Genomic DNA, 12469 nt, shown 5'->3' with positions numbered 1-12469 from the left:
TTTCTCAGCCCGAAACGCTGTTGCTGCCGGTGTTGTGGCTAAGCGCCATCGTTTCCACTAACGGCAACCAGGCACGAATACGTAATCCCCCGCGCTCACTCTCGCCAATCTCCAGCGAGCCCTGATGGGCATCGATAATACGCTGCACAATCGCCAGACCGAGACCGGTGCCGCTGGTGCTGCGGGCGCTATCGCCCCGCACAAACGGCTGGAACAGATGCGCCAGCTGATCCGGCTTGATGCCAGGACCATCATCTTCTACCTGGAACCAGGCGCGATGCAGTTCCCGTCCGCTGCTGACTTTAATCCAGCCATTGCCGTATCGCGCGGCGTTGACCACCAGGTTAGCAAGTGCCCGTTTAATCGACAGCGGGTTGATATCCAGCATTAACTCTTCCGGCATCACCGCATTTTCGATTTCACGTTCATAGCCACTCTCAGCCGCCACGACTTCGCCCAGCACGCTGTTAAGATCCGCGCGCTCGGTCTGCATCTCCTGACCGGTGCGCAGATAGTCGATGAACTGCTCAATGATGGCGTTGCACTCTTCGATATCTTTATTAATCGATTCGGCCAGATAACCATCCTGCTCGCTCATCATCTCGGTGGCGAGACGAATGCGGGTCAGCGGAGTTCGCAAATCGTGGCTGACGCCCGCCATTAACAGCGTGCGGTCATCCGCAAGCTGCTTCACCCCCGCTGCCATCTGGTTAAAGGCGCGGGTCACCGATCGCACTTCTGACGCGCCATACTCGCGCAGCGGCGGCGGAATAATCCCGCGCCCGACCTGCAGGGCGGCGTGCTCCAGATCCACCAGGGGTCGGTTCTGGATACGGATAAACAGCCAGGCTCCGCCTATCGCCAGCAGCATAATCGCCAGGGTGTAGCGGAACAGCGGAGAGAAGTCGCCCTGATGAATCTCAGTCAGCGGCACCCGTACCCAGATGTCGGGAGACAGCCAGGTTTTCAGCCAGACCACCGGCGAGTTTTTATTAACCTCAACCCGGACATCGGTCGGACCGCCAAGCTGCTGTCCCATCTGCTCGCTCAGGAATTCATAGTGCTGCGCCCAGCGCAATCCGCTCTCCTCTGCTGCTGCATTGGTGTAGAGCGAGATCCCCAGTTCGCGATAGATTTCCCGGCGAAACGCCGGAGGCACTTCCAGCTGCGTGCCATCCTCCAGCTGCAACCGGTCGGTCATCAGCATACGAACTTCGTAAGCGAGCACCTTATTGAACTGTTGCAGGCTGGGAAGAATGGCGAAGTTCAGCACCACCAGATAGGTCGTTACCAGGCTGACGAACAGCAGAGTAACGATCAGCAGCAGGGTGCGGGCAAACGAACTCCGTGGCGAGAAGCGCAGCCGCTTCATGCTTTACTGCCGTCCGGCACAAAGACGTAGCCCAGACCCCAGACAGTCTGAATATAACGTGGGTGTGCAGGATCCTCTTCCACCATGCGACGCAGGCGGGAGATCTGAACGTCAATCGAACGTTCCATGGCGCTGTATTCGCGGCCACGCGCCAGGTTCATCAGCTTGTCGCGAGACAGCGGCTCACGAGGATGGCTCACCAGTGCTTTCAGCACCGCAAACTCACCGCTGGTCAGTGGCATTGGCTCATCTTCACGAAACATCTCGCGGGTGCCGAGGTTAAGTTTGAATTTACCGAAGGCGATAATCGCCTCTTCCTGCGAAGGTGCGCCTGGCAGTTCATTAGCCTGACGACGCAGCACGGCGCGGATACGCGCCAGCAGCTCACGCGGGTTAAACGGTTTGGGAATATAGTCGTCAGCGCCGATCTCCAGCCCCACGATACGATCCACTTCTTCGCCCTTGGCGGTCACCATAATAATCGGCATCGGGTTGCTCTGACTGCGCAGACGACGGCAGATAGAGAGACCATCCTCACCTGGCAACATCAGGTCGAGCACCATCAGATGAAAGGATTCACGGGTTAACAGACGATCCATCTGCTCGGCATTAGCGACACTGCGCACCTGAAAGCCCTGCTCGGTCAGATAGCGTTCAAGCAGTGCACGCAGACGCATATCATCATCGACGACCAGAATTTTGTAGTTCTCTTGCATTTTCAACTCCCAAAGGCGCTATTGCCTGAGCCAACATTGTTAAAAAAAGATGCCTTATAGTGACAGTCATTATTGGTTTATATTCTAGCCAAAATTGTTACAAAGCATATTAAACAGGGGCTTATATTTGATTTAAGGCGATTTCGGGTCAGTTTTAACACTTTTACCCCTTCCCCGCCCCTGATACGGCAAATCTGAAAAAACGGCCTGGTTTCTCTCAATCGCTGGCGTCGGAAGTGTGCCAGTTTTTAATCAGTGAATTAATTCAGTGAGTTAGCAGGCAATTTGACTTAATGATCAGCCATCACTGTGGATAAGCTCCAGATAATCTACCTCAACAGCAACCAGACAGCATAATATTCCAGCAAAACCGTCTTACGCCCCACGCTCCTCTCGGATTAGTTTCAGCGGGGCCATCAGCAAGGCCAGTTGAAATTAAAGTCCTTTAAATCAATCAGTAAAGCCAACTTTTCCCCTTCTCCGTTTTAAACCAGACTGCTCAGGCAACATTCGATGTCTCAACGGGGAATACACACAATGAAAAAAACAATTTTACTGCTGAGCGCGCTGGCATTAAGCAGCGTCAGCCCAGGTTATGCTGCCACAGCAACTGGTGAAGCGGCCGGCGCAGCAGCGACAACGACAGCACAAGGTAACTCTAACGCCATCGGTGTTGGTGCAGTCGCAGCCCTGCTGGGCGTAGCGCTGGCCACCATGGGCGGCGGCGGCGGTGACGGTCACAGCACCGGTACATCGACCACCACGGCGACCCACGCCGGAAAATAAGTTCAAGCACCCTCTGTACCGACTTCAGATTACTGGCTTTATTTTGAACCACAGCACCAACCCTTTCGCCGCCGGGGAAAACAACATGGGTTTTTAGCCTTTAAAAACCCTTTCCCCGACTCTTTTTTGCCGCGCCCTCTTTGCCTTACACTGTCGCTCTTTGGATCTCTCTGGCCGGTATAGCATGAAAACCCGACTCATTACCCGCGAAGGCTTCGATAAGCTAAAGGCGGAACTCGACTATCTGTGGCGTGAAGAGCGACCGGAAGTGACAAAAAAAGTCACCTGGGCTGCCAGCCTTGGCGATCGCAGTGAAAATGCCGACTATCAGTACAACAAAAAACGGCTGCGCGAAATCGACCGCCGCGTACGCTATCTGACCAAAAGCATCGAGCAATTGCGTATCGTGGATTACTCCCCGCAGCAGGATGGCAAAGTGTTCTTTGGTGCCTGGGTGGAAATTGAAAACGATGAGGGCGACCTCAAACGCTTCCGCATCGTGGGCTACGATGAGATTTTTGGCCGCAAAGATTACATCTCTATCGACTCGCCGATGGCGCGGGCGCTGCTGAAAAAGGAGGTTGGCGATGCCGCTACCGTCGAGACGCCATTGGGTCCGGCGCTGTGGTATGTCAACGCGATTGACTACCCGCAATAACGATTCAGATTATCGCTGAAAGCCGCCCGCGTCTCTGGCAATTTTAACCATCAATCCGTATAACTGTCGGCTATTTCTCAACCCGGAAAGCAAGACAGTCCTGATGATGAAAGTTCTGAGCCAGATAATTGCCAGTGAGCTAAAGGCGCGACCAGAGCAGGTTGACGCCGCCGTTCGCCTGTTAGATGAAGGGAATACCGTGCCGTTTATCGCACGCTATCGTAAAGAGGTCACCGGCGGGCTGGATGATACCCAACTGCGCCAGCTGGAAACCCGTCTCAGCTATCTGCGTGAACTTGAAGAGCGACGCCAGTCGATTCTGAAGTCGATTGACGATCAGGGAAAACTCACTGACGATCTCGCCCGCGCCATCAACACCACCCTCAGCAAAACCGAGCTTGAAGACCTCTACCTGCCCTACAAACAGAAACGCCGCACGCGTGGACAGATTGCTATCGAAGCCGGTCTGGAACCGCTGGCGGACACGCTCTGGCAGGAGCCGTCTCACATCCCGGAGCAGCTTGCCGGGCAGTATGTTGATGCCGACAAAGGCGTCGCCGACGTCCGTGCCGCGCTGGATGGTGCCCGCTACATTCTGATGGAGCGTTTCGCCGAGGATGCCGCGCTGCTGGCGAAAGTACGTAACTACCTGTGGAAAAATGCCCATCTGGTGTCACGCGTGGTGGAAGGCAAAGAGGAAGCGGGCGCGAAGTTCCGTGACTACTTCGATCACCACGAAGCACTGAGCACCGTGCCGTCTCACCGTGCGCTGGCGATGCTGCGTGGTCGCAACGAAGGCGTACTGCAACTCTCGCTGAATGCCGATCCGCAGTTTGATGAAGCGCCACGTGAAAGCCACGGCGAAACGCTGATTGCTGAACACCTGAATCTGCGCCTTAACAGCGCACCAGCCGACAGCTGGCGTAAAGCAGTGGTGAGCTGGACGTGGCGTATCAAGGTGATGCTGCATCTGGAAACGGAGCTGATGGGCACGGTGCGCGAACGCGCAGAAGATGAAGCCATCAACGTCTTTGCCCGCAACCTGCACGATCTGCTGATGGCAGCTCCCGCCGGGATGCGCGCTACTATGGGACTGGATCCCGGCCTGCGCACCGGCGTCAAAGTGGCGGTGGTCGATGCCACCGGTAAAGTTGTGGCGACCGATACCGTTTATCCGCACACCGGCCAGACCGCCAAAGCCGCAGCGGCCGTCGCCGCACTCTGCATTAAGCATCAGGTTGAGCTGGTGGCGATTGGCAACGGAACCGCCTCACGTGAAACCGAGCGCTTCTTCCTGGATCTGCAGCAGCAGTTCCCGCAGGTCACGGCGCAGAAGGTGATTGTCAGTGAAGCCGGCGCCTCGGTCTATTCAGCCTCCGAACTGGCGGCGCTGGAGTTCCCGGATCTCGATGTCTCACTGCGTGGCGCGGTGTCGATTGCCCGTCGTCTGCAGGATCCGCTGGCTGAGCTGGTGAAAATCGACCCGAAATCGATCGGGGTCGGTCAGTATCAGCATGATGTCAGTCAGAGCCAGCTGGCGAAGAAACTCGACGCTGTAGTAGAGGATTGCGTGAACGCTGTCGGCGTTGACCTCAACACCGCCTCGGTGCCGCTGCTGACCCGCGTCGCGGGCCTGACGCGCATGATGGCGCAGAACATTGTCGGCTGGCGTGATGAGAATGGCCGCTTCCAGAACCGTCAGCAGTTGCTGAAAGTAAGCCGTCTTGGGCCAAAAGCCTTTGAGCAGTGTGCGGGCTTCCTGCGCATCAACCACGGCGATAACCCGCTGGATGCCTCGACCGTTCACCCGGAAGCCTACCCGGTTGTAGAACGTATTCTGGCCGCCACCGAGCAGGCTCTGAGCGATCTGATGGGTAATTCTGGCAGCCTGCGTAATCTCAGCCCCCGCGATTTCATTGATGAACGTTTTGGTCTGCCGACCGTCACCGACATCATGAAAGAGCTGGAGAAGCCGGGCCGCGATCCGCGTCCTGAGTTTAAGACTGCGCAGTTCGCGGAAGGCGTCGAAACACTGAACGATCTGACGCCGGGCATGATCCTTGAAGGTGCAGTCACCAACGTCACTAACTTCGGTGCGTTTGTGGATATCGGCGTCCATCAGGATGGCCTGGTGCATATCTCCTCGCTCTCTGATCGCTTTGTGGAAGATCCCCATCAGGTGGTGAAAGCGGGCGATATCGTCAAAGTGAAAGTGATGGAAGTCGATCTCCAGCGCAAACGTATTGCCCTGACCATGCGTCTTGATGAGCAGCCAGGCGAAGGCAATGCACGGGGTGGCGCGAAGAACGCCGCGCCGCGCGAAGAGAAACGTCCGGCTGCCGGTAAAGGCCGTCCGCGTCCGGTCAGCTCATCGGCGGGTAACAGTGCGATGGGTGATGCGCTGGCCGCCGCTTTAGGTAAAAAACGCTAAGCTTTTCAGGGGGCCAGATGTGGCCCCCTCTTCACGTCCTCCTCCCCGGTTGAAAATCTCCATCATCGCGCTACGCTAAAAAGACGCCTGTCATAAAAACAACACCTGCTGTGGCACCCAATTCACGATGGAAATGATCACCGATCTGATTGATAAGATTTATGCTGGCACATTTCCGGAGGCGACCTTTGCGCGCCTGCTGGCTGACATCGCCAAAGCCCGCGAGGCGATCAAGCTGCCGCGCAAGGCCCACTGGGATGAGCAGGATGTGGTGCTGATCACCTACGCCGATCAGTTTCGGGAAGCCGGTAAACCGACGCTTAGCACCTTTTCCCGGTTCTATCAGCAGCACCTGCAATCCACCTTTCCGCTGGTTCACCTGCTGCCCTTTTTCCCCTGGTCTTCCGACGACGGCTTTTCGGTGATTGATTACCATCAGGTCGATCCGCTGTGCGGAGACTGGCAGGATATTGCGCGTCTGCATCAGGAAACCCGGCTGATGTTCGACTTTGTCTGCAACCATATGTCGGCTAAGAGTGCCTGGTTCAGCCACTTCCTGGCGCAGGATCCCGGCTGGGACGATTTCTTTATCAGCATGCCGCCCGCTACCGATCTCAGCGCCGTGACACGCCCGCGCACCTCGCCGCTGCTGACGCCGTTTAAAATGGCGGATGGCGATACCCGCTTTATCTGGACCACCTTCAGCGCCGACCAGATTGACCTTAACTTTGCCAATCCTGAAGTGTTGCTGCGCATGGTCAACGTGCTGCTCGACTACCTGATACGCGGCGCTGATTATGTGCGCCTCGATGCGGTCGGCTATATGTGGAAAACGCCCGGCACGCGCTGTATTCATCTGGAAAAAACCCACCAGCTGGTGAAGCTATTTCGCGCCATTGCCGACCACGTTGCGCCGGGCACGGTGATTATCACCGAGACTAACGTGCCGCATCAGGACAACATCAGCTATCTGGGCAATGGGCATGATGAGGCGCAGATGGTCTATCAGTTTTCACTGCCGCCGCTGGTGCTGCATGCGATTCACACCGGATCGGCGCGTGCGCTGAGGCAGTGGGCCAGCTCACTGGATCTCAGCAGTAACGACACCACCTTCTTCAATTTCCTGGCGTCACACGATGGCATCGGACTTAATCCGGCGCGCGGCATTTTGTCTGAAGTGGAGATTGTGGCGCTGGTGCGCGACCTGGCGCTGGAAGGCGCGCTGGTCTCCTATAAAAACAATCCTGACGGCACCACCAGCCCCTATGAAATCAACGTCACTTTCCTGGATGCGCTGAACAGTGAAGACGACGACGACGCCACGCGGCTGAAACGCTTTTTGCTGGCCCATGCGATTCTGCTGGTCTTTCCTGGCGTGCCTGCCATCTATATCCAGAGCATTCTGGGCGGTCGTAACCATTACGATGGTGTACGGGCCGCCGGACACAACCGGGCAATTAACCGTCAGAAGTATGATTTGCAGCAGATTGAGGCGGCGCTGGCGGGCGGTGACTGGCTGAGGCAGCAGATTTATACCCGGCTCGGCCAGCTGATCCAGCTGCGTCGTCGCCAGCCTGCGTTTCATCCCGATAATCCGATGACGCTGTATGACAGCGAAAACGCCGTGCTGGTGCTCAGACGTCATCAGCCTGAAAGCGGTGACGGGCTGCTGTGCGTGTTTAATCTCAGTGGGCGGTCAGTGGAAACGCAATTACCGGTGGCGCATACGTTGCAGGATGTGGTGAGCGGAGAGAAAATTGATGGCACCCAGCCGGTTAAGCTGGATGCCTGGCAGTTCATGTGGCTACGTTAATTACTTGTAGACTTCAGCCGTTGCGCTGAATTTACCGTGTTCGCGACCGGCGATCACCAGGTAGTATTTACCGCCTTTTTCGTCAGCGAGCTGCGATAGCACTTTTTTAGCATCCATTGGCGAGGTGGTTTCCGCCGTGGTGTTAACAGTGCCGATCTTCTGCAGGTTCATTGTCTTAACTTCTTCTTTGGTGACTTCTTTCGCTGCCATCGCAGAAAATGAAATCGCGCCCATCATCATTGAAGCCACAACCCATTTAAAAACCTTCATTATGTTTACCCTCATTCATGATCCATTGTGAGATGTAAGCAGCCGCTAAACGCGTAAGGCAGTATGGAACGGCATAGTCATTTCCATGACTAATCACATAAAATTGCAACGGCCTCGCTCACAGAGAGAAGTATTGCTGCTGTCTGCGATTTTGCCAGTTCAAAGCGTCATTATCCCGGCAGATTACTGATAAAATTAGCAATATGCTGGTAAAAGCTCTCAGGATGGGAAATAAAAGGCGCATGTGCGGCTTTTTCGATAACCACTGAGGGCGAGGCTGGCAACATTTCATCAATCTCCGCAGCAATCCGGCGCGGCACCAGGCCATCTAACGCGCCATACAGTCGCAGGAACGGCAATGTAATCTGCGGTAACGCGTCGCGCAGATCGACCTGGCGCAGAATCTCCAGCCCGCCATCCAGCACTGCCACTTCCGGCATTGGCTGTGACAGCACCACCTCTTTCAGCTGACGCGCATCGGCGCGAGCCGTTTCGGTACCCAGCGTCTGTAGCGCCAGAAAGCGCTCCACCGTGCGCTGGAAATCGTTGCTGAGCATCTGCTGAAAGTTCTGCAGCGTCTCGGGTTTAATGCCGGGCCAGCTCTCTGTGGCGGTGAAACAGGGCGACGAGGCGACGGTGATCAGTGCACCCAGCTTTTCTGGCGCGGTCAGCGCAAGCTGCGTCGCCACCAGTCCACCCAGCGACCAGCCCACCACAATCGCCTGCGGTGGCAGCGCAGGCAGCAACTGTTCTGCCATCTGCTCCAGCGTCAGCGCACCAAAGTTCTGGCTGCGGCCATAGCCGGGCAGATCGACCAGATGCAGGCGATAGTGCGCGCTGAGTCGCGGAATAATGCTTTGCCAGACTTCGGCATTCAGTCCCCATCCGTGCAGCAGCACAAGATCGCGTTTTCCCTGTCCGCAGGTGTGCCAGTAGAGCGACGTCATCAGTTACTATCCCGAAAATTAATAAGGAGGTCGCTATGCTAGCAATGCCCGCCCTGTGTTGGCTATGCCGGATGCCGTTGCGGATAGCCCGTCATGGCATCTGCAGCTTATGTTTACGCAGATTACCGCCGTTACCGCTGCTCTGTCCGCGCTGCGGATTGCCGGCAGGTTCAGCAAAAGTCGCCTGTGGCCGCTGCCAGCTTAAACCGCCCGCCTGGCAGGCGCTGGTCTGCGTCAATGACTATTGCCCGCCGTTTAGTCAGTGGGTTAATCAGCTGAAATTTTCTCACATAACCGCACTCAGGGTGATGCTGGCGCGGCTGATTTTGCTAAGCTGGCTTAATGTTTACCGGCACGGTACGGTGGCGCGTCCCGATCTGCTGCTGCCGGTTCCGCTGCATCAGCGACGACGCTGGCAACGCGGCTTCAATCAGACGGTATTGCTGGCCGCACCGCTGGCGCACTGGCTGGGATGTGAGTGGCGTGAAGGGCTTTCCCGCAAGCGCGGGGGCGCACTGCAGCATAAGCTCAGCGCCCGCCAGCGCCGCAGCAACTTACGTGGTGCTTTCGGCCTTGAAATGGCGGTTAAAGGACGCCATATCGCCCTGCTGGATGACGTTATTACTACCGGCAGTACCGTAGATGAAATCAGTCGTCTGTTACTGGCGCAGGGTGCCGCCAGCGTGCAGGTCTGGTGCCTGTGCCGTACCTTGTAGAGCGTCATTGATGGGCGTATTATAACCAACTAAATTAGTCAACTATTGAGCAATCGACATGATCCGAATTACTGACTCTGCCCAGGAACATTTTTCTAAACTGCTATCCAAACAAGAAGATGGCACCCAGATTCGCGTATTCGTGATTAACCCGGGTACGCCAACAGCCGAGTGTGGCGTCTCTTACTGTCCGCCCGATGCCGTTGAAGCCACCGATACTGAATTGAAGTTCGAGAAGCTTTCAGCGTATGTTGATGAACTGAGTAAACCTTATCTGGAAGATGCGGAAATCGACTTCGTTACCGACAACCTCGGTTCGCAGCTGACGCTGAAAGCGCCAAACGCCAAGATGCGTAAAGTCTCTGATGATGCGCCAATGGTTGAGCGCGTTGAGTACCTGCTGCAGGCGCAGATCAACCCACAGCTGGCTGGCCACGGCGGTCGCGTGTCGCTGATGGAAATCACTGAAGATGGCTACGCCATTCTGCAGTTTGGCGGCGGCTGTAACGGCTGTTCGATGATCGACGTGACCCTGAAAGATGGTATTGAGAAAGAGCTGCTGGCTGCCTTCCCTGAACTGAAAGGCGTACGGGATATTACCGAGCATCAGCGCGGCGAACACTCGTTCTACTGATGATAAAGCGCGGCAGCCTGACTGCCGCGCTATTTTTACTGCACTTTCTGTCCTGACTGCCGTTGCTGGCTGACCACCTTCAGCAGTGCATTCACTTCCTTGTCCGCAAAGATCTCCTCCAGGGTTTTGCTCAGCTTGCGTCGCCAGTTAGGGTACTGATCTACCGTACCCGGCACGTTGACCGGCGTGGTCATGCCGAGCCAGTCCTCAGGCTGCAGGCCAAGCAGCGCACTATCGGTGTCTGCCAGGAAGCGATGGATCGCCCGGTTCAGCGCAGGCGTCATGATCAGCTTCTCCGCCTTCTTCTGGCTGCGTGCCGGTAAGGCACCCGCATGATGCAGCGCATCCAGCAGCGCCTGCTTCTGTGCGGTGCGCTGCTGATGCAACGCTTTCACTGCCTCGCCCGGATAGAGACCAAGCTTCTCCCCCAGTTCCAGATCGCCCTGCTCCCAGAAACCGGTCAGCGTCGGCAGATCATGGGTACTGGCGCTGGCGATTGACTGACGTGGATAGTCCTGCGGCGCGCGGTAGCGCTGATCTTTCTCCTGCTCAAACCACAGCACCTTCCATGAAAAGACGCCGCTTTTACGCAGCAGGCTGACAATCTCCTGAGGCACGGTGCCGAGGTCTTCGCCAATCACCATACAGCGCAGACGGTGGCTCTCCAGCGCCAGGATACCCAGCAGATCGTCAACCGGATAAGCCACATAAGCGCCTTTATCCGCCGTCTCTCCGGCAGGTACCCACCACAGACGCAGCAGCGACATTACATGGTCGATGCGCAACGCGCCGCAGTCGCGCATGTTGGCGCGCAGCATGTCGATAAACGGCTGATAGCCGCGCGCCTGCATCACATGCGGGTCCATTGGTGGTAAGCCCCAGTTTTGCCCCAGCGGACCGAGACGGTCAGGTGGCGCACCCACAGAAGCCTTGAGGCGATAAAGCTCCGGGTCATGCCAGGTTTCTGCACTGCCTTCCGCAACGCCTACCGCCAGGTCACGATAGAGACCGACGCTCATGCCCAGTGTCTGACTGTGCGTCCAGCAGGCCGAGAACTGCTGCTGCGCCAGCCATTGCAGCCATTGCCAGAAGGCGATCTCCTCTTCATGCTGCTCACACCAATGCTGCACCTCGGGCAACTGGCTGTTGCGCCACGCTTCCGGCCACGCAGGCCAGCCGCCCTGCTGGGTCTTATCCGCCTGCCGCTCCAGCTGGATGCCGTCGTAGGCAGCCTGATAACGCAGGCTGTCGCCGCCTTCATGCACAAAGGCCGTCCAGGATTGATGCTCTTCGCTCTGGCTGTCACGCGCCTGGAAGTGGGCCCAGGCGTGCCGCAGCGCAGCGAGCTTAAGCGCCATCACGGCATTGTAATCGACCAGCTCCGCCTCACGCGCTTTGGTCAGCGCCTTCTGGGTTTTGGCGCTTTTCCACCACTTCTGCGCCGCCGCGCTTTGTTGAAAATCGGCCACCTGACTGACGTCGATATAAATCACGTTCAGCCAGCGGCGTGATGATGGACTGTACGGACTGGCGAAACCGGCGCTGGCGGGATAAAGCGCATGCAGCGGATTCAGCCCGACGAAATCGCCGCCGCGCTTAGCCAGTTGCACCAGCAGCTGGTCGAGGTCGCCGAAGTCGCCAATGCCCCAGTTCTGTTCAGAGCGCACGGTGTAGAGCTGCACCAGCGCACCCCAGCGTTTCTCTCCCGCTTCCAGCGCCGGCGGCAGATAGCAGCGGCGCGGCGCGACGATAATCCGCGTCTGCCAACTCTTCTTGCCTTTGCTGAGCGTCAGCTGGTGATAACCCTGCGTTAGTGGGCCAGGCAGCGTAAAAGGCTCCCCGGCGGTCAGCTCACCGCTGAGCTGCTTGCCCTTTTCGGTCTGCAGCTGCCAGCGGTAGACACCGCTGCCCTGTGGCGTCAATAGCCGCTTGCCATTGCCGCTGAACACCGCGACCGGCGGCAGCGGTGATTTTTTGGCGTCCTGCGGATCGTCCATCACTGCCAGCAGCGCGCGTATAGTCTCATCGCTGATCGCCTCTTTCTCGCCGTTGACGTTGATGTAATCCAGTGAAATTCCCGCGGCACGGGCGGCCTGATCGAGTGAATTTTGCTTCATTGCTGCTCC

11 protein-coding genes are annotated in these 12469 nt (G+C 57.0%); 6 read left to right on the top strand and 5 right to left on the bottom strand.

Translation table 11 applies throughout. The features are described 5' to 3' along the window. Positions 1-4: 4 nt before the first annotated feature. Both envZ and ompR read right to left on the bottom strand, forming a co-directional pair. Positions 5-1372, bottom strand: coding sequence for a two-component system sensor histidine kinase EnvZ (gene envZ / locus AC2LB6_RS05940; RefSeq protein WP_090966784.1), 1368 nt, complete (start codon positions 1370-1372; stop codon positions 5-7). Beyond that, entirely contained in the window at positions 1369-2088 is a 720-nt protein-coding gene (gene ompR, locus AC2LB6_RS05935; RefSeq protein ID WP_003853014.1) for an osmolarity response regulator transcription factor OmpR, read from the bottom strand. The genes envZ and ompR overlap by 4 nt, the downstream gene beginning before the upstream one ends. A 537-nt stretch (positions 2089-2625) precedes the next feature. Here ompR and yjbE point away from each other — a divergent pair. The 4 genes from yjbE to AC2LB6_RS05915 all read left to right on the top strand — a co-directional run bounded on the left by yjbE (position 2626) and on the right by AC2LB6_RS05915 (position 7776). Beyond that, complete coding sequence (gene yjbE / locus AC2LB6_RS05930; RefSeq protein ID WP_136198563.1) at positions 2626-2874, top strand: exopolysaccharide production protein YjbE; 249 nt, start codon at positions 2626-2628, stop codon at positions 2872-2874. 184 nt (positions 2875-3058) lie between these two features. Continuing rightward, the gene (gene greB, locus AC2LB6_RS05925) at positions 3059-3532 is read left to right on the top strand and encodes a transcription elongation factor GreB (RefSeq protein ID WP_090966786.1); all 474 of its coding nucleotides are present in this window, start codon (positions 3059-3061) and stop codon (positions 3530-3532) included. 103 nt (positions 3533-3635) lie between these two features. After that, positions 3636-5963 carry a Tex family protein gene (locus AC2LB6_RS05920; protein WP_490092820.1) on the top strand — a complete coding sequence of 776 codons (2328 nt, stop codon included), beginning with the start codon at positions 3636-3638 and terminating at the stop codon, positions 5961-5963. A gap of 127 nt (positions 5964-6090) precedes the next feature. After that, positions 6091-7776: an alpha-amylase family glycosyl hydrolase gene (locus AC2LB6_RS05915; protein WP_490092819.1), complete on the top strand. Its 1686-nt coding sequence runs from the start codon at positions 6091-6093 to the stop codon at positions 7774-7776. Here AC2LB6_RS05915 and AC2LB6_RS05910 read toward each other — a convergent pair whose 3' ends face one another. Beyond that, positions 7777-8046, bottom strand: coding sequence for a YdgH/BhsA/McbA-like domain containing protein (locus AC2LB6_RS05910; protein ID WP_010253187.1), 270 nt, complete (start codon positions 8044-8046; stop codon positions 7777-7779). It lies immediately after the preceding gene. Positions 8047-8216: 170 nt separating this feature from the next. Next, on the bottom strand, positions 8217-8993 hold the full coding sequence (bioH, locus tag AC2LB6_RS05905) for a pimeloyl-ACP methyl ester esterase BioH (RefSeq protein ID WP_490092818.1): 777 nt from the start codon (positions 8991-8993) through the stop codon (positions 8217-8219). Positions 8994-9028: 35 nt separating this feature from the next. On the opposite strand from bioH, the gene gntX reads away from it, so the two are divergent. Further along, on the top strand, positions 9029-9709 hold the full coding sequence (gene gntX / locus AC2LB6_RS05900) for a DNA utilization protein GntX (protein WP_490092817.1): 681 nt from the start codon (positions 9029-9031) through the stop codon (positions 9707-9709). A 58-nt stretch (positions 9710-9767) separates the two neighbouring features. Next, entirely contained in the window at positions 9768-10343 is a 576-nt protein-coding gene (nfuA, locus tag AC2LB6_RS05895; RefSeq protein WP_003853024.1) for a Fe-S biogenesis protein NfuA, read from the top strand. A 35-nt stretch (positions 10344-10378) separates the two neighbouring features. On the opposite strand, the gene malQ is transcribed toward nfuA, so the two are convergent. Next, entirely contained in the window at positions 10379-12460 is a 2082-nt protein-coding gene (gene malQ / locus AC2LB6_RS05890; RefSeq protein ID WP_490092816.1) for a 4-alpha-glucanotransferase, read from the bottom strand. Positions 12461-12469: the final 9 nt, after the last annotated feature.

It is taken from the genome of Pantoea sp. RCC30.1 (assembly GCF_058148845.1).
Note: the sequence above shows the minus strand (reverse complement) of the source record. Positions and strands in the feature narration are given on the sequence as shown.